This window comes from Rhodoferax sp. LS1R11, assembly GCF_056521395.1.
Genome location: NZ_JBWMAW010000004.1, coordinates 259215 through 280316 on the forward strand (window position 1 = coordinate 259215; position 21102 = coordinate 280316).

The 21102-nt window shown below is 59.9% G+C and carries 22 protein-coding genes, 1 pseudogene and 2 riboswitches; of the genes and pseudogenes, 14 read left to right on the plus strand and 9 right to left on the minus strand.

Features of this window, described 5'->3' with window-relative positions; all coding sequences use genetic code 11:
- Positions 1–3: 3 nt before the first annotated feature.
- The 3 genes from AC097N_RS07850 to AC097N_RS07860 all read left to right on the plus strand — a co-directional run bounded on the left by AC097N_RS07850 (position 4) and on the right by AC097N_RS07860 (position 4066).
- Positions 4–789 (plus strand): type IV pili methyl-accepting chemotaxis transducer N-terminal domain-containing protein, encoded by a 786-nt coding sequence (locus AC097N_RS07850; protein ID WP_479580337.1) that lies wholly within the window; start codon positions 4–6, stop codon positions 787–789.
- 68 nt (positions 790–857) lie between these two features.
- Positions 858–1241 (plus strand): nitrite reductase small subunit NirD, encoded by a 384-nt coding sequence (nirD, locus tag AC097N_RS07855; protein WP_479580338.1) that lies wholly within the window; start codon positions 858–860, stop codon positions 1239–1241.
- Positions 1242–1270: 29 nt separating this feature from the next.
- The gene (locus AC097N_RS07860; RefSeq protein ID WP_479580339.1) at positions 1271–4066 is read left to right on the plus strand and encodes a nitrate reductase; all 2796 of its coding nucleotides are present in this window, start codon (positions 1271–1273) and stop codon (positions 4064–4066) included.
- A 2-nt stretch (positions 4067–4068) separates the two neighbouring features.
- Here AC097N_RS07860 and AC097N_RS07865 read toward each other — a convergent pair whose 3' ends face one another.
- Together AC097N_RS07865 and AC097N_RS07870 are read right to left on the minus strand one after the other, a co-directional pair.
- Positions 4069–6066, minus strand: coding sequence for a putative bifunctional diguanylate cyclase/phosphodiesterase (locus tag AC097N_RS07865; protein ID WP_479580340.1), 1998 nt, complete (start codon positions 6064–6066; stop codon positions 4069–4071).
- Between the two features lie 43 nt (positions 6067–6109).
- Positions 6110–6589, minus strand: coding sequence for a putative pterin-binding protein (locus AC097N_RS07870; RefSeq protein WP_479580341.1), 480 nt, complete (start codon positions 6587–6589; stop codon positions 6110–6112).
- A gap of 201 nt (positions 6590–6790) precedes the next feature.
- On the opposite strand from AC097N_RS07870, the gene ybiB reads away from it, so the two are divergent.
- Genes ybiB through AC097N_RS07885 form a run of 3 tightly spaced genes read left to right on the plus strand, consistent with a single transcriptional unit; the run spans position 6791 to position 9837 of the window.
- Positions 6791–7705, plus strand: coding sequence for a DNA-binding protein YbiB (gene ybiB, locus AC097N_RS07875; RefSeq protein WP_479580342.1), 915 nt, complete (start codon positions 6791–6793; stop codon positions 7703–7705).
- Positions 7702–8493, plus strand: coding sequence for a uroporphyrinogen-III C-methyltransferase (gene cobA / locus AC097N_RS07880; RefSeq protein WP_479580343.1), 792 nt, complete (start codon positions 7702–7704; stop codon positions 8491–8493). The genes ybiB and cobA overlap by 4 nt, the downstream gene beginning before the upstream one ends.
- Before the next feature lie 21 nt (positions 8494–8514).
- Complete coding sequence (locus AC097N_RS07885; protein ID WP_479580384.1) at positions 8515–9837, plus strand: BaiN/RdsA family NAD(P)/FAD-dependent oxidoreductase; 1323 nt, start codon at positions 8515–8517, stop codon at positions 9835–9837.
- Here AC097N_RS07885 and AC097N_RS07890 read toward each other — a convergent pair.
- Positions 9818–10450 carry a hypothetical protein gene (locus AC097N_RS07890; protein WP_479580344.1) on the minus strand — a complete coding sequence of 211 codons (633 nt, stop codon included), beginning with the start codon at positions 10448–10450 and terminating at the stop codon, positions 9818–9820. The genes AC097N_RS07885 and AC097N_RS07890 overlap by 20 nt on opposite strands.
- 430 nt (positions 10451–10880) lie before the next feature.
- Here AC097N_RS07890 and rpsU point away from each other — a divergent pair, with 430 nt between their 5' ends.
- The 3 genes from rpsU (at position 10881) to AC097N_RS07905 (ending at position 12496) form a co-directional block, all read left to right on the plus strand.
- Complete coding sequence (gene rpsU / locus AC097N_RS07895; RefSeq protein ID WP_011465162.1) at positions 10881–11093, plus strand: 30S ribosomal protein S21; 213 nt, start codon at positions 10881–10883, stop codon at positions 11091–11093.
- A gap of 120 nt (positions 11094–11213) precedes the next feature.
- The gene (locus AC097N_RS07900; protein ID WP_479580345.1) at positions 11214–11660 is read left to right on the plus strand and encodes a GatB/YqeY domain-containing protein; all 447 of its coding nucleotides are present in this window, start codon (positions 11214–11216) and stop codon (positions 11658–11660) included.
- Between the two features lie 35 nt (positions 11661–11695).
- Complete coding sequence (locus AC097N_RS07905) at positions 11696–12496, plus strand: spermine/spermidine synthase domain-containing protein (protein WP_479580346.1); 801 nt, start codon at positions 11696–11698, stop codon at positions 12494–12496.
- Here AC097N_RS07905 and AC097N_RS07910 read toward each other — a convergent pair.
- Together AC097N_RS07910 and AC097N_RS07915 are read right to left on the minus strand one after the other, a co-directional pair.
- Entirely contained in the window at positions 12490–13128 is a 639-nt protein-coding gene (locus AC097N_RS07910; RefSeq protein ID WP_479580347.1) for a 3-oxoacid CoA-transferase subunit B, read from the minus strand. The genes AC097N_RS07905 and AC097N_RS07910 overlap by 7 nt on opposite strands.
- A 2-nt stretch (positions 13129–13130) precedes the next feature.
- Complete coding sequence (locus tag AC097N_RS07915) at positions 13131–13838, minus strand: CoA transferase subunit A (protein WP_479580348.1); 708 nt, start codon at positions 13836–13838, stop codon at positions 13131–13133.
- 101 nt (positions 13839–13939) lie between these two features.
- On the opposite strand from AC097N_RS07915, the gene AC097N_RS07920 reads away from it, so the two are divergent.
- Both AC097N_RS07920 and AC097N_RS07925 read left to right on the plus strand, forming a co-directional pair.
- On the plus strand, positions 13940–14482 hold the full coding sequence (locus tag AC097N_RS07920) for a LuxR C-terminal-related transcriptional regulator (RefSeq protein WP_479580349.1): 543 nt from the start codon (positions 13940–13942) through the stop codon (positions 14480–14482).
- A 32-nt stretch (positions 14483–14514) separates the two neighbouring features.
- Entirely contained in the window at positions 14515–15351 is an 837-nt protein-coding gene (locus AC097N_RS07925; RefSeq protein ID WP_479580350.1) for a hypothetical protein, read from the plus strand.
- A 10-nt stretch (positions 15352–15361) separates the two neighbouring features.
- Here AC097N_RS07925 and AC097N_RS07930 read toward each other — a convergent pair whose 3' ends face one another.
- Entirely contained in the window at positions 15362–15772 is a 411-nt protein-coding gene (locus AC097N_RS07930) for a carboxymuconolactone decarboxylase family protein (RefSeq protein WP_479580351.1), read from the minus strand.
- A gap of 80 nt (positions 15773–15852) precedes the next feature.
- Here AC097N_RS07930 and AC097N_RS07935 point away from each other — a divergent pair, with 80 nt between their 5' ends.
- The gene (locus AC097N_RS07935) at positions 15853–16425 is read left to right on the plus strand and encodes a peroxidase-related enzyme (RefSeq protein ID WP_479580352.1); all 573 of its coding nucleotides are present in this window, start codon (positions 15853–15855) and stop codon (positions 16423–16425) included.
- A gap of 38 nt (positions 16426–16463) precedes the next feature.
- Here AC097N_RS07935 and AC097N_RS07940 read toward each other — a convergent pair whose 3' ends face one another.
- The 3 genes and pseudogenes from AC097N_RS07940 to AC097N_RS07950 all read right to left on the minus strand — a co-directional run.
- The gene (locus tag AC097N_RS07940; RefSeq protein WP_479580353.1) at positions 16464–17054 is read right to left on the minus strand and encodes a chorismate--pyruvate lyase family protein; all 591 of its coding nucleotides are present in this window, start codon (positions 17052–17054) and stop codon (positions 16464–16466) included.
- Complete coding sequence (locus tag AC097N_RS07945; RefSeq protein ID WP_479580354.1) at positions 17054–17953, minus strand: DMT family transporter; 900 nt, start codon at positions 17951–17953, stop codon at positions 17054–17056. Before AC097N_RS07945 ends, AC097N_RS07940 begins: the two co-directional genes overlap by 1 nt.
- Positions 17953–18123 (minus strand): annotated as a pseudogene (locus AC097N_RS07950) (SDR family NAD(P)-dependent oxidoreductase); the annotation flags it as partial. The pseudogene AC097N_RS07950 and the gene AC097N_RS07945, both read right to left, overlap by 1 nt.
- Positions 18124–18272: 149 nt before the next feature.
- Between AC097N_RS07950 and AC097N_RS07955 the strand changes: the two are divergent.
- Positions 18273–19964, plus strand: a complete 1692-nt coding sequence (locus tag AC097N_RS07955) for an electron transfer flavoprotein-ubiquinone oxidoreductase (RefSeq protein ID WP_479580355.1) — start codon at positions 18273–18275, stop codon at positions 19962–19964.
- A gap of 151 nt (positions 19965–20115) precedes the next feature.
- Entirely contained in the window at positions 20116–20733 is a 618-nt protein-coding gene (locus AC097N_RS07960) for a DUF1294 domain-containing protein (protein WP_479580356.1), read from the plus strand.
- A gap of 54 nt (positions 20734–20787) precedes the next feature.
- Positions 20788–20890: riboswitch (glycine riboswitch) on the plus strand.
- A gap of 20 nt (positions 20891–20910) precedes the next feature.
- Positions 20911–21056: riboswitch (glycine riboswitch) on the plus strand.
- Positions 21057–21102: the final 46 nt, after the last annotated feature.

A 21102-nucleotide genomic window follows, 5' to 3' on the forward strand; every position in this document is an offset into this window, starting at 1 on the left:
GGCATGCTGCACAGACGAAACTTTGTCGCCCTGGCTGCCGGTTGGCCGCTGTTGCAGGCACATGCCCAGGTCGTCGACCTGAGCGATGCCATCAACAAGGCGGGCCGTCAGCGCATGCTGAGCCAACGCATGGGCAAGGCCTGGCTGGCGCTGGTGCATGGCATCGAAGTGGGAACTGCGCAACGGGTGCTGGACAAGTCCATGGCCCAGTTTGACCGGCAGCTGGTGGAACTCAAGGCTTATGCCCCGAATGTGGCCGTGCTGGACACCTACAGCCAACTGGACGCGGCCTGGATCGACTACAAAATGGCCCTGGTGGGCACGGTCCCCTTGAAGGAGCGCGCCGGCAAGGTGCTGCAACTCGACGCCCGGGTATTGGCATTGGCTCACAAAGGCACGCTCCAGTATGAAGCCGCCATGGGCAAGCCCCTGGGCAAGCTGGTCAACACCGCGGGACGCCAGCGCATGCTGTCGCAACGAATGGCCAAGTTTTACCTCGCAGCCAAGCTGCCTGTGGACGCCTCACTGGCCGTCGCTGAAATCGGCAAGGCCCGCGGTGAGTTCATCACGGCCATGGCAACACTGCGGACCGCCCCTGAAGCCACGGACCGGATTCGTAATGAATTGCAGTTGGCCGATGGCCAATGGGTCTTTTTTGATGCAGCCCTGCAAAAACTGCAGGAAGGACAAAGCCGCAGCAGGGCTATGTCAGAAGTATTTGTCGCAAGTGAAAACTTGCTCAGCGTGATGGACAGCGTCACTGAGTTGTACTCGGTGATCAAAGTCTGATTTTATTGACGAAAACTGCCTCCAGCCCATATAGGACGGGCGGGAGCAGCTATCAAAGGAGTAGCAAAATGAGTGAATGGACCCCAATCTGCCGTGTTGATGACATCCCCGTTCTGGGCTCGCGTCGTGTCGCACGGGCACAAGGGCTTGACGTGGCGGTGTTCCGCAACGACAGCAACGAAGTGTTCGCCCTGCTGGACCGCTGCCCGCACAAAGGCGGCCCCTTGTCACAAGGCATTGTGTTTGGCACCAGCGTGGCCTGCCCGCTGCACAACTGGACCATCGGCCTGTGCACCGGCCAGGCAGCTGCACCCGATGAAGGCTGCACGCCCAGCTTTGCCGTGAAGGTGGAAGACAACCAGGTGTTCCTGGACGCCACCGAACTGGCCAGCCACGCCACTGACCTGACCCGCCCCATCGCCGGCCCGATCCGTCGCGCCACCTGCGCCTGAGTTCCTGAACCCTTCGTGAAAGACCGGACATGATTGAGACGAAATCCACCTGCCCCTACTGCGGTGTGGGCTGCGGTGTGATCATCGAGTCCCACGGCAGCCAGATCACCGGCGTGCGGGGTGACCCGGCGCACCCGGCCAATTTCGGACGCCTGTGCACCAAGGGTTCCACGCTGGCCCAGACCGCCAGCGCCAACGTGACCCAGCAAACCCGCCTGCTGCAACCGATGCAGCGCCTGCAGCGGGATGCCCCGCTGGCCCCCACCGGCTGGCACCACGCGCTGGATTTTGCAGCCGACCGGTTTGCTGACATCATCACCGAGCATGGCCCGGACGCCGTGGGGTTTTACGTTTCGGGGCAGCTGTTGACCGAAGACTATTACGTCTTCAACAAGCTCGCCAAGGGCCTGATTGGCACCAACAACATCGACACCAACTCGCGTCTGTGCATGAGCAGCGCCGTGGCGGGCTACAAAAAGACGCTGGGCGCCGATGCCCCGCCGGCCTGTTATGACGACGTCAAACACGCCGCCACCATTTTCATCGTCGGCTCCAACACGGCCTATGCCCACCCCATTCTGTTTCGGCGGATTGAAGACGCCAAAAAGGCCAACCCGGCACTGAAGATCATTTTGTGCGACCCCCGTCGCACGGACACGGCCGAGATTGCCGACCTGTTCCTGCCGATCCAGCCCGGCACCGATGTGATGCTGTTCAACGGCATGCTGCACATCATGATGTGGGAGGGCTGGACCAACCCGACTTTCATCGCCGAACACACCAGCGGCTTTGACGAACTCAAGGCCACGGTGCGTGACTACACGCCTGACCTGGTGTCGCAAATCTGCGGTATTTCCAAAGAAGATTTGCTGCAAGCCGCCCGCCTGTTTGCCACCTCGCCCGCCACGCTCAGCCTGTATTGCCAGGGCCTGAACCAGTCCAGCAGCGGCACAGCCAAGAACGCGGCACTGATCAACCTGCACCTCGCCACCGGCCAGATTGGCATGCCCGGTGCCGGACCGTTTTCACTCACCGGCCAACCCAATGCCATGGGCGGACGCGAAGTGGGCGGACTGGCCAACCTGCTCAGCGCCCACCGCGACATGGCCAACCCGGCCCATCGTGCTGAAGTGGCCGCTTTGTGGGGCGTGGCTGACGTGCCGTCCAAGCCCGGCAAGACGGCTGTGGAAGTGTTCCAGGCCGCCGCCGACGGTGAAATCAAGGCGCTGTGGATTGCCTGCACCAATCCCGCGCAAAGCATGCCGGACCAGGCCACCGTGCGCCGCGCCCTGGAGCGGGCAGAGTTTGTGGTTGTGCAAGAGGCTTTTTCGACCACCACCACCTGCAACTACGCCGACCTGCTGCTGCCCGCCACCACCTGGGGCGAAAAGGAAGGCACCGTCACCAACAGTGAACGCCGCATCTCGCGGGTGCGCGCTGCCGTGGCCGCACCCGGCGAGACGCGCCATGACTGGGCCATCGTGGTCGACTTCGCCAGGCGCCTGGAGGCCCGGTTGCCCGGTGCACCGTCCCTGTTTGCGTACGACACGGCTGAATCCATCTGGCTGGAGCACCGCGAATCCACCCGCGGACGCGACCTGGACATCACCGGCATGTCGTACGCCATGCTCGAACAGTCACCCCAGCAGTGGCCGCTCAAGGAAGGCGAAACCACGGGCAAGGCCCGCCTGTATGAAGACGGCGTTTTTCCGACCGCGGATGGCCGGGCGCGCTTCGCCAACACCGTTTACAAGCCCGTGGCAGAGCCGCGTGAATCGCGCTACCCGTTTTCACTCACCACCGGGCGCCTGCGCGACCAATGGCACGGCATGAGCCGTACCGGCACGCTGGGCCGTCTGTTTGGCCATGTGCGCGAACCCGTCTTGCAAATGAACCCGCAAGACCTGGCCCGCCGCCTCATCAAGGACGGCGACCTGGTTCACGTCACCAGCAAACGCGGCTCGATTCTGGTGCCCGTGCAGGCCTGTGACCAACTGGGCATGAGCCAGGTCTTCATGGCCATGCACTGGGGTGAAGAGTTTCTGAGCGGCGTCAGTTCCACAGGCCAACGCCTCACCGGCGTGAACGCGCTGACGACCTCGGCCTACTGCCCGGACTCCAAACAGCCCGAATTCAAACACGCCGCCGTCAAGGTGCTGAAGGCCGAACTGCCCTGGACCCTGCTGGGCGTGGCCTGGCTGCCCGCCGAGCGCATGTTGGCGGCCCGTACCGAACTGCAGGCGCTGATGAGCCGGTTCCCGTTTGCCAGTTGCGTGCCCTTCTCCAACAACACGCCAGCGGACGAGCCTTTGCGCGAGCGCAGCGGCGTGCTGTTCAGGGCGGCCAGCCATGAGGCACCACCCGACGAATTACTGCAAACAATTGAAGGCATCCTGAACCTGGCTGGCCCTGACGTGGTGCGTTATGCCGACAAAAAACGGGGGCAGCGACGCGCAGTGAATCTGGTGCGTGGCGCCAAGGAGACGACACTGGAAGGCTTCATGCTGGCTGGCGACACCAGCGCCCAAAGCTGGATCACCACGCTGCTGCAGGACGAACTGCCAGCACAGGCCTATGGCCGTGCGTTGCTCGTACCCGGCTCCAAACCACCGGTTCAGGTGGTGTCGCGTGGCAAACCCATCTGTGCCTGCTTCAATGTGACCGATGTCGCCATTGACGCCGAACTGCAGAGTTGCCGCGGCACCCCGGACCAGCGCTTGGCGTCCCTTCAAGGCGCCCTGAAATGCGGGACCAACTGTGGATCATGCGTGCCGGAATTGAAGAAAATGATCCGCTCCCACAAGCTGGAGACGACCGCCGCCTGAGTTCAGGCGGTCACGGAACCCAGGGCCAACAGGCCATCCAGCGGCTCAGGCCGGTGGTGCAGATAGCCCTGGGCATAGTCCACACCCAATTCAAGCAACACCGCTTCCACGGCCTCGTTCTCCACCCACTCCGCCACCGTTTCCATGTGTGTGGCGCGGGCGAGTTGGGCCATGCTTTGCACGCTGACCCGGTCCACCGGGTCGGTCAGCAGGTTGCGCATGAACTGGCCGTCAATTTTCAGCACATCGGCCGGCAACGTCTTGAGATAGCCAAACGACGACATGCCGCTGCCAAAATCGTCCAGCGCGATGCGCGCACCGCGTTGCCGTAAGGCGTTGAAGAAGATTACCGATTCGTGCAGATTGGTGATGGCCGAGGTCTCGGTCACCTCAAAACACACCTTGCGAAAGTCGATGGAAAGCCGATCCATCATCGCCAATACATCCGTATGGAATTCTGTATCCCCCACCGACTGTCCGGAGAGGTTGATGGACAAACTGGCAAGATGGTGAAGGTCTTGCTCGTGCAACACCATCCATTCAAAAACCGTGCGCAAGACCCAGCGATCCATGCGGCTGGCCAGAAAGAAACGCTCGGCCACGGGTACAAACTCACCGGGCGACACCCGCCGCCCATCGCCATCAACCATGCGCAGCAACACTTCACCACGCACGCCGCCAAGGCCGACCTTGCCGGGTTGGATGGGCACAATGCGCTGCCAATGCAACTCAAAACGCCCTTCGTCCAGGGCCTCTTCAATGCGCTGCGCCCACTGCGTTTCACCTTTTTTCGCCAGCACACCCGAGTCGTTGTCCTCGTAGGCATGCACGCGGTTGCGTCCGGTGTGCTTGGCCACATAGCAGGCTGAATCGGCAGCCTGCATGATGGCGGCCGTTGAGGGCCACTTGCCATGCACTTGCACCCAACCAATGCTGGCACCAATGTGGAAACGATGCCCCTCGTGTTCGAACCGGTAGTCATCCACGGAACGACGAATCTGCTCTGCCACCTGGGCCGCCTTGGCGGCGTTGCAGTGCGCCAGAATGACGCCAAACTCATCCCCTCCGAGCCGCCCGAACGTGTCCGTTGAACGCATGCAACGGCCAATAACCTGCACCACGTCACGCAGCACCTGATCACCCGCATTGTGGCCACAGGTGTCGTTGACGATCTTGAAACGGTCCAGGTCGACGAACATCACGGCATGCTCCGAGCCCAGGTTGCGCGACAGATCCAGCACGCGGCCCAGGTGCTTTTCGAATTCAAACCGGTTGACCAGATTGGTCAGGCCATCGTGCGAGGCGCGATGGCTGGCCTCCTGATGCAGGGACTCCAACACCAGTTGTCGCCGCCCCGCCATCGCCAGCTGGCTCAAGAAAAACATGCCAAAACCCACCGTCATCACCAGCAGAAAGACCGACGTCATGCCGGCATAAACGCCAAACTGCCGGACATCGCTGAGGGTCTGGCTCGATCGCATGGACTGCACGGCATGCGCATCCAGCAACACCTTGTGAACACTGGTACGCAAAGGGATGCTGTCCCGCAACAAAGACTGCAATACACTGAAATCAGGGGCTTGGGGACTCTTCTCCAGGTAGGGATCGGTCTTCTCGAGATAAGACCGCGATTGGGTGTAGGCTTGACTGAAGGCCTCATGCCCCGCCATGATCTCCCGACTCCGACTGGTCTCGAACAGCAGCACCTGGCTGGCAAACATATTGTATTGATCGCTGGCCTGCGCCAGCAGCGCGGACTTGTCTTTCTGGGCAAGCGCTTCACGCAGCGCATCCTGGTAGCGGATCAGCTGCAACTCCAGTACATAGAACTCCCACACAAAGTTGTCACGCCCTTGTGACGAACCACGCGTGACCCGCTCCACCTGCTGGTACTGAAACCAGGCGAGGCCGGCGACCGTGACCAAAATGAACACACCCAGCCCCAACAACAAGCGGCGAACAGGCAACTTGATTCCAGCATACAAACCATGAATCTTCATGGCTTACTTTGGGCAAGACAAGATGGGCCAGGCAAACTACACCTTACTCAACAACAATTTTTGTGAGTTGCCAGATAGAGCGCGAATAGTAGGTATCGTTTTTGAGTTTGGGTTTGCTGTCAAAAGGGTAGATCATGAACAGTGGCCCTCTGGTGCGAATCGTCAACTCGGCGCCATCCGCCCGACGGGCCAGCACGGGGCCGAATTCGGCGGCATCGTCAAAAGGCACTTTGATTTCATAATCATTGAGCGCCTTCATACGCAGCACCTTGCCTTTTGCCCCAACCGCATTCAAAACGTTTTGCAGTGAGGGGCCTGAAAAAGCAACCGAATTCTTATGCCACGGTGTTGTGGTCGAAAACTGGTTGACCTTCAAGGCGTCCAGCATGGCAGCGTCGAACTCGGCGAATTCGCCCGCGTTGCGCTGGCTGATCTGCCCACCAATGCTCAAAATCACCGGCCCTGTGGGCTTGGCAAGTATTTGAGCACCCGCCACACCTGACAAGGCAGCAAGCAGCCCCATTGAGACCCCGATTCGCCGCACTGCCCCAAGAGTTAATTTCATAGGACCACCCATTTTTATTTGTTACCGTTATCTTCGTCAATTTAGCCACCGACTTGAAGAAAATGCAATGCAACCCGTATGGCCCGTTGATTGCGCCATATGCCCGAACTTCGCGCCACATATAACCAAGGGTAATCAGCACTGACCGACAATCGCACCATGAGCATCAGCCACTACATCAAAGTTATCGGGCGCGGCAAGGACGGAGCGCGCTCTTTGTCGCGAGAGCAGGCCACGGATCTGTTTGGCCAGGTGCTGGACGGGGCTGTCACGGATCTCGAAATCGGCGCGTTTTGCCTGGCCATGCGCATCAAGGGCGAAACTCCAGCCGAAATGGCTGGTTTTCTGGACGCCACGGCCGCCCGCCTGCACAAAATACCGACGCAAGGATGCACCACCGTGGTGCTTCCCAGCTACAACGGTGCACGCAAACTGCCCGTGCTCACGCCCCTGCTGGCCTTGTTGCTGGCGCGTGAGGGTCTGCCTGTGGTGGTGCACGGCACGGCGACCGAGTCCACCCGAATTTCTGCACAAAATGTACTCCTTGCCCTTGGCATACCTTCGCAGGAAGCTATTGAAACAATAGCACCCGGAACCGTTCAGTTTGTGCCCACCGGCCTGTTATGCCCTGGCCTGCAGCGCCTTCTGGATGTGCGCCGGGTGGTCGGTTTGCGCAATCCGGCGCACAGTCTGGTCAAGCTGATGAACCCCTGCGACGGGCCCGCCGTGGTGGTGGGCAGCTACACCCACCCTGAATACGCCGCTTCCATGACCGCCACCTTCAGCCTGATCGAGGCAACCGCCCTGCTGTTGCGGGGCACCGAAGGCGAGCCCGTGGCCGACCCGCGCCGCACCCCGGCCATGGACGCCTTCGCCGATGGCCAGGTAACCCGCGTGCAAGAGGCCCAAGGCGGCTCGCTGGCCAGCGTACCGGGCTTGCCAGCCCCGGACATGCAAAGCACCGCCACCTGGATTCAGGCCGTATTGGACGGGCGTGCGCCCGTACCGACCCCGATTGCCTTGCAGGTGGCACACATCGTGCATCTGTCAGGCCAAACGAGGACGACTTCATGACACACCACACCACACCGCCTAACATCCAGGGGACCTGCACCTTGGTCGGAGCCGGCCCAGGCGACCCCGAACTGTTGACCATCAAGGCCCTGAAGGCCATCCAGACGGCAACCGTCCTGCTCGTGGACGATCTGGTGAGCGACGCCATCGTGGCACTGGCATCGCCAACGGCACGCATCATCCATGTCGGCAAGCGCGGTGGGTGCAAATCGACACCGCAGGCGTTCATTGAAAAACTGATCATCATGGCCGTTCGTGAAGGTGAAAACGTGGTCCGCCTCAAAGGTGGCGACCCGTTTGTTTTTGGACGTGGCGGTGAAGAGGTCGAACACCTGCAGGCCTCGGGTATTTCTGTCAATGTGGTCAACGGCATCACGGCCGGTCTGGCCGCCGTGACCTCGCTGGGCGTGCCCTTGACCCACCGCGAACATGCGCACGGCGTGGTGTTTGTCACCGGCCATGCCAAACCGGGCTCCGCCGGGACCGACTGGAAAGCGTTGGCAGCCACGGCGCACAGCGCCCGGCTCACGCTGGTCATTTACATGGGCGTCAGTGGCGCCGCCAGCATCCAGAACCAATTGCTTGAAGGCCTGCCTGCCAACACGCCCGTGGCCATCATCCAGAGCGCCAGCCTGCCCCACCAACGCCACGCCGTGTGCACGCTGGCCGAACTGCAACGCACCATCACACGCGAAAAGCTGATGAGCCCCAGTGTCATCGTCGTGGGTGACGTGATGCAAGGTCTGTTGGCGCTTCAACAGCCACTGGGACTGTCCCTGCAGGCTTGACCGCCGGCAGGCCGGATCGCGCTGACAGGGCCCTGGCGCACCCGCGTTGCCCCTTGCGCCCAGGTGGCTGCGTCTAAACTCCCGCCCATGCAAAAATTTGATGTTGTGATCATCGGCGCGGGTGCCGCAGGTTTGTTCTGTGCCGGTGTGGCTGGCCAATTGGGTCTGAAGGTGCTGTTGATCGATCACGGCGAGAAGGTGGCTGAAAAAATCCGCATCTCCGGCGGTGGCCGATGTAACTTCACCAACCGCGACACAGGCCCGGCCAATTTTTTGGGGGACAACCCCCGGTTCTGTCGTTCAGCCCTGTCGCGGTACACGCCGCGCGACTTTGTCGCACTGCTGCAAAAACACCAGATTCCATTCCACGAGAAACACAAGGGCCAGCTGTTTTGCGACCGCTCGGCCGAAGACATCATTCAGATGCTGCTGGCCGAATGTGCGGCAGGGGGCGTCACCCGCTGGCAGCCCTGCAGCGTGAAGTCAATAAAGTTTATGGCCTCCAGCCCTTATGGAGCTGTCGCAAGCAGCTATGCAATAGATAGCAGTCAAGGCATCATCCATTGTGCATCGGTCGTGGTCGCGAGCGGAGGCCTGTCGATTCCCAAAATTGGTGCAACCGACTTGGGCTACCGCATCGCCCGTCAGTTCGACCTGCCGGTGATTGCGCCCCGCCCCGCCCTGGTCCCCCTGACATTTGATACCGATGCCTGGGCCCCGTTTTCGCAACTCTCAGGTTTATCCTTGCCAGTTCAAATCGAGACTGGCGACAAAAAAATAAAAGCAAGCTTCCTGGAAGACCTGCTTTTCACCCACCGGGGATTGAGCGGTCCCGGCGTACTGCAAATCTCAAGCTACTGGCAAGACGGCACACCCATCCGCCTCAATCTGGCGCCGGAAAGCAACATCGCGCAGCAACTCAGCCACGCCAAAGCCACGTCCCGAAAACTGATTGCGAACGAACTGGCCGCGATGGTGCCTTCCCGGCTGGCCGACACCTGGGTCGCACAGGGTGCCGCGCTGGGCCACAACTGGCAGCGGCCGGTGAACGAGGCGACCGACAAAGCACTGGCGGCATTGGCAGAACGACTGACACGCTGGGAACTCATGCCCACCGGGACCGAAGGCTACAAAAAAGCCGAAGTCACCGCTGGTGGTGTGGACACCAAAGTGCTTTCCGGGCAAACCATGGAATCAAGCCAACCGGGTCTGTACTTCATTGGCGAAGTGGTGGACGTGACCGGGTGGCTGGGTGGCTACAACTTCCAGTGGGCATGGGCCAGCGGCTTTGCGTGCGCGCAAGGCCTTGCCGCCAAACTCAAGCCTAGGGATACTGCTTCTTGATGAACCGCTTGTCGCCGGTCGACATGCGCGTGTTGAACTTGGTGGGCTTGCCACCCTTGATCAGCGCCCCGTCAAACTGGTAGAGCATGATGGAATTGGGGTCATAGGTCGACGCATTGGGCTGGTCCACCGAATATTTGCCAACCACATTGTTGTCGGTCTCTTCTTTGCTCCAGTTGTTGGGTGGCCCACCAAAGTAGGCGTAGACCGACGGCAGGTTCCACTTTATGCCGCCCTTGGGGTTCTGGTGTTCATGAATGGCACCCAACGCGTGCCCAAACTCGTGCACCACCACGCGTTCGTACTCCGTGTCGTCGGTGTCATCCCTGAGCCAGCCGAAATTCCTGGTGGGTTCGGCCTTGGGAATACCCAGGCAATCGGTCCCGATATAAGACCACGAACGCGTATCCGCCACAAAGGAGATCCGAATGTGGGCCGTGTTCTTGCTCGCCGCAAAATTGAACTTGAGGTTGGCAAACGCTGACCACTTCACGGCATGCGCCTTGACACGCGCTTTTTGCGTTGCCGAACCGTCCATGAAATACACCCCCAAGGTCTTGCCATCGCTCCATTTCTTGCCGGCTTGCACAGCCATTTTGGCGGGTGCCGCCATGGAAGACGCACCAAAAAGCCGTTACCGGGCGGGCACGGGCGGCGGGGCATTCTGGCTGGTTTCCTTGATGGCCGCCTGCGCAACAAGAATCTTCTGCGAGCCGGTCAGAATGCGCTCACAACATATGTGGATCATGGGTTTGCCTTTGGGCGACGCAGGTTTTTTGGTGGAGATTGCAGGTAGGCAGCCCGGGAAGTCATGGCGGGAGGACACACCAGCGGACCACTGCGAAATTTGGCACTCAATTCGCATTGAAGTCAATTGCACAGAGCACTTTGAATCTGGCGCAAGAAACGCTATAATCCTAGGCTTTGCTGGCAAACCCCCGCTGCCTGATCAACTTTTAAGCGGGGAACATCGCTGTACGTGGCGTGTGGGGCTCGATCTCCCCTCATGACCGGCGTCGGCACATTTTGGATAACATTACGTAATGACAACGATCCGTGTAAAAGAAAACGAACCCTTTGACGTAGCCCTGCGTCGCTTCAAGCGCACCATTGAAAAGCTCGGCCTTTTGACTGATTTGCGCGCGCGCGAATTCTACGAAAAGCCAACCGCTGAGCGCAAGCGCAAGAAGGCTGCTGCCGTCAAGCGCAACTACAAGCGTATCCGCGCCATGCAGTTGCCTAAAAAGATGTACTGATCCAGTACGCCTTGCAAGGCTCTTGAGGCCTCAAAAAAAGCTCACCGGGGACGCTCAGGTGGGCTTTTTTTATTTCAGCACCTCTTTCATTCCCAATGCACACATCAAGGAACTAACCCAATGTCACTCAAAGACCAGATCACCGAAGACATGAAAAATGCCATGCGCGCCAAAGACAGTGAGCGCCTGGGAACCATACGCCTGCTGCTGGCCGCGGCCAAGCAAAAAGAGGTCGATGAGCGCGTGGTGCTGGACGACGTGGCCATGGTTGCCATTGTTGACAAGCTCATCAAGCAGCGCAAAGACTCGATCGCCGCGTTCACCCAAGCTGATCGCATGGATCTGGCAGACAAGGAAGCCTCTGAAGTCAAGGTGCTGGAGGCTTACCTGCCGCAACGTCTGAGCGCCGAAGAAGTCAGCGCTGAAGTACGCGCCATCGTCGCCGAGCTTGGCGCCACCGGCCCTGGCGACATGGGCAAGGTCATGGGTGCGGTCAAGACACGTCTGGCCGGCAAGGCAGACATGGGCCAGGTGTCGGCAGCCGTCAAGGCGGCGCTGGCTGGCTAAGGCATCACCCACGGCATCCTGGCGGGTTTCAAACGATGACCCCTGCCGGGAACCCGTCCAGACCCACATCTGACAAGGTCAACGGGGCGATCGCTTGCGACGCCCCGTTTGTGTTTTCAGCCGACGGGTACAAGTCCCTGTACTTCACGCTGGACCAATTGCAAAGCCGCATGAAGAACGGCTGCCCCAGTGAGCTGGCGGTGGACTACACCCGCACCATGATGGGATTTTTGCTATTCAATCAGCAACCGGTCAACATGGCGATGATTGGGTTGGGCGGCGGCTCACTGCTCAAGTTTTGTTACCTGCATTTGCCCACGACGCACTTCACGGCGATTGAAATTAATCCGGATGTCATTGCCCTGCGCCATGAATTTGAAGTGCCTGAAGACCCCGAGCGCATCGACATCGTCTGCGCGGACGGCGCCAGCTTTATCGCCCATAAATCGCTGGCGTATGACGTGCTGCTGGTGGATGGATTCGACCACCAGGGCCAGGCAAAGCAGCTGTGTTCCCAAAGGTTTTACGAGGAGTGCTTTGGCGCCCTCACACCGCAAGGCATTTTGGTGGTCAACCGCCATCACGATGACGCAGATCACGCGGTGGTGGCCAGACGGATCCAGCACGCGTTTGATGGCAACGTCTTTGAAGTGGCCTCGCAGGAGAAGAGCAACAGCATCTTTTTTGCCTGCAAGACACCCCGCCTGTCAGTCGACGCGTGGCGGGAAAAACTGCGGGCCGCTGACCCGCTGAAAAACCTGGACCCGGTATTGCGCGCTCAACTCCAGACTGAGTTTGCGCGCATCACCTGGGCCTTGACCCAAGCCGCCTATTGAAGCGGCACACCGGTCTTGGCCTGCAATTCCTCACGGGTCACGCCGGGGGCCATCTCCACCACCTTCAGGCCGAGCGGTGTCACGTCCAGCACCGCCAGGTCGGTGATGATGCGGTCCACGACACCCACACCCGTCAGCGGCAAAGTGCAGCTGGGCAGTATCTTCAGATCAATGGTGCCATCCTTCTTCTTGGCCACGTGCTCCATCAAAACGACCACGCTCTTGACACCGCCTACCAGGTCCATCGCGCCGCCCATGCCCTTGACCATCTTGCCGGGGATCATCCAGTTGGCCAGGTCGCCTTTTTCGCTGACCTGCATGGCACCCAGGATGCTCAGGTTGATCTTGCCGCCACGGATCATGGCAAAGCTGTCGTGGCTGCCAAAAATGCTGGAGCCGGGGATGGTGGTCACGGTTTGTTTGCCCGCATTGATCAGGTCCGCATCAACCTCGTCTTCGGTGGGAAACGGGCCGATACCAAGCATGCCGTTCTCGCTTTGCAACCAGACTTCGATGTCCGGGTTGACAAAGTTGGCCACCAGCGTGGGCAAGCCAATGCCCAGATTGACGTAAAAACCGTCCTTTAATTCCTGTGCAGCCTTGGCTGCCATTTGGTCGTGTGTCCAGGCCATGATCAGACTCCTGCTTTCTCGGTGATGGTTCGTTTCTCGATGCGCTTTTCAGGGTTCGCATTGAGCACAAGGCGGTGTACGTAAATGCCTGCCAAATGCACGGCATCGGGATCGAAGGTACCCGTTTCAACAATCTCCTCGACCTCCACCACGGTGATCTTGCCGGCCATGGCCACGGCGGGGTTGAAGTTGCGTGCCGTGCGCCTGAAGATCAAATTGCCGCTCTTGTCAGCCTTCCAGGCCTTGACCAGGGACACCTCAGGCAGCAACGCGCGCTCCATGATGTAGACATGCCCATCGAACTCGCGACTCTCCTTGCCTTCCGCCACCAGCGTACCGACACCGGTGCGGGTGTAAAACGCCGGGATGCCGGCACCACCGGCGCGCAGCTTTTCGGCCAGCGTGCCCTGCGGCGTGAACTCTAGCTGCAGCTCGCCTGCGAGGTATTGGCGCTCGAACTCCTTGTTCTCACCCACGTAGCTGGAGATCATTTTCTTGATCTGCCGGGTCTCCAGGAGCTTGCCCAAACCAAAGCCGTCGACACCCGCGTTGTTGGAGATGACCGTGAGGTCTTTAACACCACTGTCGCGCAAGGCGTCAATCAGCGCCTCGGGAATGCCACACAGGCCAAAGCCGCCTACCGCCATGAGCTGGCCGTCACTGACGATGCCTTGCAGCGCGGCGCTCGCGCTTGGGTAAATCTTGTTCACGGGTCGATCTCCTTCAAACAAATAATGGCATTACGATACTACCTAAGCGCATACGTAGTTTTTCGTAAAGTACAAACCCTAACAGGGATCGCAAAAATCACATGGATATCGACTACCGACTGGCCTTTGATCAAGCCCCCGTGGGCCTGGCGCTTTCGCGCAATCGCACGATGGTGGACTGCAACCGCTACCTGTGCGAGATGTTTGGCGCCTCACACGAACTGCTGGTGGGCCAATCGTTTCAGGTCTTGTACCCCAGCGTCATTGAGTTTGAACGAACCGGCCTGCGCATCGAACCCATTCTGAACCGCAATGGCACTTATGCGGACGACCGCATCATGAAGCGCGCCAGTGGCGAAACCTTCTGGTGCCATGTCACGGGCCGCGCACTCAACAAGGCCGATCCGCATGAGGCGGGCATCTGGACCTTTGATGACCTGAGTTCGCGCCGCCCGGTCAAGGCGGAGCTGACGGCCCGTGAGCGTGAGGTTGCCGCTCACCTGATGGATGGTCTGACCAGCAAAGAGATTGGCAAAACACTCGACATCAGCCACCGTACGGTGGAAATTTACCGCGCCCGGCTCATGCGCAAGTACAAAGCGTCCAACACGGGGGACCTGGTCCACAAATTAATGGCGGGTTAGCGTTTATAGTGAATGCCGAAACAGCATCATGTATGGACAATTCCATTGATCATCGGCATCTCGTCTTAAAAATCACGTTCGTCCTGGCTTTGACCTGCGGCGTGCCGGGGTTAGCCGTCGCGGCACCGACAACGAACGCAGTCTCCGGGCTCGCCCTGGAGCCCCATGACGAAACAATCAACTTACCCGTATTCACCGAAGCGCCAGCCACTGAACCGCGGGAACCCCGCGCCACCAACACCCCCAACATCACTGCGCCGAACCTTCAGAACTTCGGGTTGACCCCCACGCCAGGCGCTGCACCGCGCATGGCCGCGGATGTCCCATTGGGGCATGAAATCGGCAACTCCATCAAGGAAACGCTTCGTCCCCTGCACGACGACCTGGCCCAGACCGGCATTCTGAACGCGGTCCGCAACATGGAATCCGAGCTCGGTCTGCGCAAAAACCATGAATTCAAGGAACGGGCCGACGGCGACCTTTCGTCCGACGACCGGAATGGCAACGAACCCAGAGCCACCTCCTGGGGAAATTACGGCGACGCCTCCAACACGGCCGGGCGGCCCCGGACCGAAGCCGAGGTCAAGGAGGAGCAACTGCGGGCCTCCATCATGTTGGAGCAACTGATTGATGAACTCACCCCTTGGGCCGCGGCAGCTGTAGCCATTTATCTCCTGGGGTATGGCATCAAGCTATTGCGGGCCCACAAACGCGCCAAAGCGGCGCGCCGACGTTCGCGCAACAGCAGGCGCAGTCGTCACAAACGACTTTCACCTCAACCCGCCGAAGACACTCAGGCTCAAGCCCTGTCATCTGATACGGCGGAAGCGGGGAATAACGACACCACGGTTGAAGGCACACGGCCATAACAGGCCACCCTCACACCTGGCCACCCACCACGTCATTGGCGGTGCGAAACGCCTCCACGGCAGCGGGCACGCCGCAATACACCGTGGCATGCAGCAGCACTTCCTGAATTTCAGCGGCGGTGGCGCCATTGTTCAATGCCCCGCGCACATGGCCCTTCAGTTCGTTTTGCTTGCCCAGCGCCGTGAGCATGGCCACGGTGATCAGGCTGCGGGTTTTCAGGTCAAGGCCCGGGCGCTGCCATACATCGCCCCAGGCGGCACGGGTAATGTGGTCCTGAATCGGTTGGGTGAAAGGCGTGGCGTTGGCAAACGCGGTGGCCACAAAGTCTTCGCCCATCACCTGCTTGCGCATGGCCAGACCCTGGTCATAGGCCGATGCGTCGGAAGTAACGATAAGTGGGTTTGTGTTGGCAGCAGTCATACGGTCTCCAGTGAAGGTGCCATGTTAGCGGCGACAGCCTGTATTCTTCCATCCCTATTGACCACATCAAAGGATTCACCATGCCCCGCTACCCTGCCCCCGAACTCAAAGACCTGCCCGACGACATTCGCGCCAAAGTGCTGGAGGTGCAGGAAAAAGCCGGGTTTGTGCCCCATGTATTTCTGGCGCTGGCCCGCCGTCCGGCCGAGTGGCGGGCCTTTTTTGCCTACCACGATGCCTTGATGCTCAAGAAAGACTCGGGCCTGAGCAAGGGTGACCGCGAGATGATCGTCACCACCACCAGCGCGGCCAACAAGTGCCTGTACTGCGTGGTGGCGCACGGTGCGATTCTGCGCATCTACGAGAAAAAGCCGCTGGTCGCTGACCAGGTGGCGGTGAACTACCGCAAGGCGGACATCACACCGCGCCAAAGTGCCATGCTGGACTTTGCGATGAAAGTATGCCTCAAATCCGACGAGATCATTGAGGCCGACTTTGCCGCCCTGCAAGCCCACGGTTTCACCGACGAAGACGCCTGGGACATTGCCGCCATCACCGCGTTCTTTGGCCTCTCCAACCGCATGGCCTCGTTCAGCAACATGATGCCCAACCCCGAGTTTTATACGATGGGGCGGGCACCGAAGGTCAAATAAGCCTCAGCTGAGCAGCCCCTGCAACGGGCATTCGATCTTCATGGTTTTTTCCTCAATAGACGAGTGGGCGCGCTGACGCGCCGTGAAACCGGCCAAGCCCAGGGCTGCTGTGGCGATGCAAATACTTCCATCACCAGCAAGGGCGCGCCACCGCGGGTGAAAACAGAACGGCGCGCAGGCAAGGCCCCCAAGGCCAAGGCCCCGCCCCCCGCCTGCTGCCAGCCGTGGGCCACCTGGTGCCGCCAACGGCTGGAGGGCTTCAGCCCGGTAAACGCCAGCGGCGAGCGTGAGATGCCCTGGCGTGTGAACAGCACATCGGCCAAGGGCCGCAGACCCAGCCCGCGAATCGCACGCCAAGGCCCGTGCGAGGCGGCATACGGCGTCACGCTGCGGGCAAACACCACAGCCAGACCATCAACCCGCAGCACCACCTCACGCACATAACCGGCCTGGACCTGGGGCAACCCAAGCGCACGCGACTCATCCGGGGAAAGTGCCTGACGCCCCTGAGCGAGCAACTGAACGCTGAAAACCTGACCCGCTGCAGCCAGGCGCGCACTGAGCGAGCCGTTCGCGCCCACCCAGGCCCGTGCTGGGCCACGGCAAGGGTTTTGGGTCGTCCAGCCCATCAGCGATGCGCCCGGATGGAGGCCAGAATGCCCAGCGTGAACAGCACCGCCGCCACCCCTTGTGACGGGCTCGGCCAGGTGCCGTCCCACACAAAAGAATAAAAAAGCGCAAAGAGTGTCTCGCTGACAATCAATTGACCACACAGGCTGACACTCAGTCGTTGACTGGCCACGTTCCACAAAATGCTAGCCAGCCAGGCTGAGCCCACGCCAGTTGCTATACAAACAATAGCTAACTCCGCACGGTTATCAAGGGCCAGAAGCTCTTTTGCATCAGAACCCGCCAGCAACCACAGTATCAGGGCCCCCACGCCGGTGGCGATGCCGATCCAGTTGGTCCATTCGGCGGCACTGACCTCGGGATGCCGCTTGAGCCAGGCCGCATTCAGAATAGCAAAGGCAGTCCAGCACATCATGGCCACCGTGGCCAGCAGCACGCCCCACCAGAACTGCGAGCCACCATGCCCCGGCGCGACGTCCCCCGCCGGGATGGCATTCATCATGAGCACCAGACCCGCTGACGTCAGTACCAGCCCGGGCAACAAGGAGGACCATTTCAAACCCACCGGCTTGCCCAGCAACATGACCCAAAGCGGAATGGTGCCAATGATGAGCGTGGGCACCTCGGTCCCCGCGCGGTGAATGGCCAGGGCCAGCAGCAGGTAGTAACCGGTTGCACCCACCAGGCTCAAGCCCAGGGCCGTCAAGGCCTGGGGCACCGTGGGCCACTGGTGTGAGCGCCAAGTGACGGCCATCATCAGCGCCGCGACGGCGCCATAACTCACAAACCGGCCAGCCGTCAGGTCAACCGATGACAAACCCGGCGTCACGCGCGGCACCACAAAAACGAGACCCCACAAGGCGCCAGCCGCCAAACCGGCCGCGATCCCCCTCAGCATCCAAACCCAATCAGCACGGCGTCCAGGTCCTTGCGCTTGTCCATCCGGCGACTCGCCAGCACCACGACAGCACCGGCGCGTGCCAATGTTCTGGCAAACTCGGCACCCCAACCGCTGGATGCGCCGGTCACAAAAGCCAGGCGGCCCGAAGGATCGATGCTGTAAACCATAAGAGAATCTCCACTGAACAGGTATTGACCCCTCAGGGCCATCGGGTCACCGAATAAAATCCGCAGAACAATTGACATTGCCCTTGGCGCATGGTGTGACGACCAGGCACCGCCCTATTATCAAGCGACCCCCTCAAACGAGACACACGATGACAAACCAGGAAATCTTGACCCAGTTCGGCCCCCGTGAAGCGATGGAATACGACGTGGTCGTGGTCGGCGGCGGCCCCGGTGGCCTGGCCACGGCCATCCGCCTCAAGCAGTTGGCCGCTGAAAAAGGAACCGACCTCTCGATCGTGGTGCTCGAAAAAGGCTCCGAGCCCGGCGCCCACATCTTGTCGGGCGCCATCATGGACCCCAAGGCCCTGACCGAACTGATTCCCGACTGGAAACAACGCGGTGCGCCGCTGAACCAACCGGTGACCGACGACGCCTATGTTTTCCTGGGTGAGAAATCGGGTTTTCGTGTGCCCAACATGGTGCTGCCGCCCTTCGCGCACAACCACGGCAACTACATCATCAGCCTGGGTGCGGTGACCCAATGGCTGGCCGAGCAGGCGGAAGCGCTGGGCGTTGAAATCTTCCCCGGCTTCACCGCCGCTGAAGTGCTCTACAACGACGACGGTTCCGTCAAAGGCGTCGCCACCGGCAACATGGGTGTGGGCAAAGACGGCGAACCGATGGAGAGCTTCCAGCTGGGTATGGAGCTGCTGGGCAAGTACACCGTTTTTGCCGAAGGCGCACGCGGTCACCTGGGCAAGCAACTGATTGCCAGGTACAAACTGGACGAAGGGCGTGACCCGCAAAGCTTTGGCCTCGGCATCAAAGAGTTGTGGGAGATTGACCCCAGCCGCCACAAGCCTGGCTTTGTGATGCACACCGCCGGCTGGCCCATGGAAAGCGACACCTACGGCGGCGCCTTTCTGTACCACATGGAAGGCAACAAGGTTGCCGTGGGCTTTGTCACCGGCTTGGGCTACAGCAACCCGTACCTGAGCCCGTTTGAAGAATTCCAGCGCTGGAAGACCCACCCCAACGTGCGCTACTACTTCGAGAACGACAAAGGCGAAGTCACAGCCAAGCGCCTGTCCTATGGCGCACGCGCCATCAATGCCAGTGGCATCAATGCCCTGCCCAAGACCGTATTCCCCGGTGGCTGCCTGATCGGCTGCAATGCGGGTTACCTGAACGTGGGACGCATCAAAGGCAGCCACGCTGCCATCAAGACCGGCATGCTGGCCGCTGAAGCGGCCTATGACGCCGTGGTCGCAGGACGCCAGCACGACGAACTGAGTGCCTACCCCGAAGCGTTCGAGAAGAGCTGGCTGCACACCGAGCTCAACAAAGACCGCAACTTCAAAAACTGGTTCAAGCACGGCCTGACCGTGGGCACCCTCATGAACGGGTTTGAGCAATTCGTCCTGCGCGGCAACATCCCCTGGACGATTCGCCGCGACAAGCCGGACCACGCCTACCTGAAGCCCGCAGCCGAGTGCAAACCCATCATTTATCCCAAGCCGGACGGCAAACTCACCTTTGACCGCCTCTCCAGCGTGTTCATCAGCAACACCAACCATGAAGAACAGCAGCCTTCGCATTTGACGCTGAAAGATGCATCGGTTCCCGTGTCGATCAACCTAGCCAAATATGCCGGCCCGGAAGCCCGCTACTGCCCGGCGGGCGTGTACGAGTTCGTGAAGAACGACGACAACACGGACCGCCTGCAGATCAACGCGCAGAACTGTGTGCACTGCAAGACCTGCGACATCAAGGACCCGACGCAGAACATTGTGTGGGTGACGCCGGAGGGCGGCGGGGGGCCGAATTACGCGGGGATGTGACGCGAGATTACTGGTAAATAAAACGGGGCCATTTGGCCCCGTTTTGTTTTCTGTTTGATGGATTTCCAAGACATTCTGGAATGTCTATGTAGAGCGACTCATACAGTTTCGCCTCTTAAAATTTGTGTGTCACACATCACTTTTAATTTATATGCGATTCGAAGGTATTGTCAAATCCTGGAACGAAGACCGTGCATTCGGCTTCATCGAAACCGCCCAAGGCGGACAGGAAATATTTCTACACACCACAGCCCTCCCGGCTCGTGCGGGTCGTCCCTCGTTGAATCAACGCGTGACATTTGAGGTTGAACTCAACCGCGAAGGCAAAAAGCGCGCAAAGAATGTTCAACTTCAAAGTGCGAGTCAGGCCATTCGACCTCGCGTCCGAAATAGAACGGCCGAATGGGGCGGTGCTACGCTATTTGCCGTTCCGGCCTTCATGGCTTTCTATTTGGTTTTGGCTGTTTTCTGGCCAATACCGCGTATGGTCGCGACCGCGTATCTGCTCCTCAGTGTCGCTTGCTTTATTGCATACGCCGCCGACAAGTCAGCCGCGGCAACAGGCCGATGGCGAACGAAAGAGAGTTCGCTGTTGATGCTGGGCCTTATCGGAGGTTGGCCCGGTGGAATCATTGCGCAACAGTTTTTGCGTCACAAATCCACCAAGGCATCGTTTCGCTCGGCATTTTGGGGCACTGTTTTACTCAATGTCATGGGATTCGCTGCCTTAAGCTCACCATGGTTGGGTGGCTGGTTGCTATTGAAGTAAGTCCGAGCGAACAAGAGAGCCTGTCTTACCCCCTCCGCCCACCTCGTTTAGAATCCCATCCGGTCAGGAGAGAGTTTTCCCCGAGAAGACCGCCGAAGGCGCAGGACCGCTGATTGCAGCAGTCTGAACGCTCAGGCAAAAGGACTGACCAACGTTGAATGGCCGAAGGGCCTTTGACGAAACCCCACTGGAGAGAGGTTGCTTGCCCACACATGGCCAGCAGCCCACCGAAGGAGCAACCCGCAGTCTGCGCACCTTTTGCCTGGCAACAGGTGCACGCAGGCCCGGCGAATCTCTCAGGTAAAGCGGACAGCGGGGGCAGCACTTGGCGTACGCAGCTTGCGGGCGCCGAGTTTTTGACTTGCCCTC

Bases quoted from the DNA above. Each gene is read 5' to 3' on its own strand.
- AC097N_RS07850 (WP_479580337.1), top strand. From the start codon at position 4: ATGCTGCACAGACGAAACTTTGTCGCCCTGGCTGCCGGTTGGCCGCTG.
- nirD (WP_479580338.1), top strand. From the start codon at position 858: ATGAGTGAATGGACCCCAATCTGCCGTGTTGATGACATCCCCGTTCTG.
- AC097N_RS07860 (WP_479580339.1), top strand. From the start codon at position 1,271: ATGATTGAGACGAAATCCACCTGCCCCTACTGCGGTGTGGGCTGCGGT.
- AC097N_RS07865 (WP_479580340.1), bottom strand. From the start codon at position 6,066: ATGAAGATTCATGGTTTGTATGCTGGAATCAAGTTGCCTGTTCGCCGC.
- AC097N_RS07870 (WP_479580341.1), bottom strand. From the start codon at position 6,589: ATGGGGCTGCTTGCTGCCTTGTCAGGTGTGGCGGGTGCTCAAATACTT.
- ybiB (WP_479580342.1), top strand. From the start codon at position 6,791: ATGAGCATCAGCCACTACATCAAAGTTATCGGGCGCGGCAAGGACGGA.
- cobA (WP_479580343.1), top strand. From the start codon at position 7,702: ATGACACACCACACCACACCGCCTAACATCCAGGGGACCTGCACCTTG.
- AC097N_RS07890 (WP_479580344.1), bottom strand. From the start codon at position 10,450: ATGGCGGCACCCGCCAAAATGGCTGTGCAAGCCGGCAAGAAATGGAGC.
- rpsU (WP_011465162.1), top strand. From the start codon at position 10,881: ATGACAACGATCCGTGTAAAAGAAAACGAACCCTTTGACGTAGCCCTG.
- AC097N_RS07900 (WP_479580345.1), top strand. From the start codon at position 11,214: ATGTCACTCAAAGACCAGATCACCGAAGACATGAAAAATGCCATGCGC.
- AC097N_RS07905 (WP_479580346.1), top strand. From the start codon at position 11,696: ATGACCCCTGCCGGGAACCCGTCCAGACCCACATCTGACAAGGTCAAC.
- AC097N_RS07910 (WP_479580347.1), bottom strand. From the start codon at position 13,128: ATGGCCTGGACACACGACCAAATGGCAGCCAAGGCTGCACAGGAATTA.
- AC097N_RS07920 (WP_479580349.1), top strand. From the start codon at position 13,940: ATGGATATCGACTACCGACTGGCCTTTGATCAAGCCCCCGTGGGCCTG.
- AC097N_RS07925 (WP_479580350.1), top strand. From the start codon at position 14,515: ATGGACAATTCCATTGATCATCGGCATCTCGTCTTAAAAATCACGTTC.
- AC097N_RS07930 (WP_479580351.1), bottom strand. From the start codon at position 15,772: ATGACTGCTGCCAACACAAACCCACTTATCGTTACTTCCGACGCATCG.
- AC097N_RS07935 (WP_479580352.1), top strand. From the start codon at position 15,853: ATGCCCCGCTACCCTGCCCCCGAACTCAAAGACCTGCCCGACGACATT.
- AC097N_RS07940 (WP_479580353.1), bottom strand. From the start codon at position 17,054: ATGGGCTGGACGACCCAAAACCCTTGCCGTGGCCCAGCACGGGCCTGG.
- AC097N_RS07945 (WP_479580354.1), bottom strand. From the start codon at position 17,953: ATGCTGAGGGGGATCGCGGCCGGTTTGGCGGCTGGCGCCTTGTGGGGT.
- AC097N_RS07955 (WP_479580355.1), top strand. From the start codon at position 18,273: ATGACAAACCAGGAAATCTTGACCCAGTTCGGCCCCCGTGAAGCGATG.
- AC097N_RS07960 (WP_479580356.1), top strand. From the start codon at position 20,116: ATGCGATTCGAAGGTATTGTCAAATCCTGGAACGAAGACCGTGCATTC.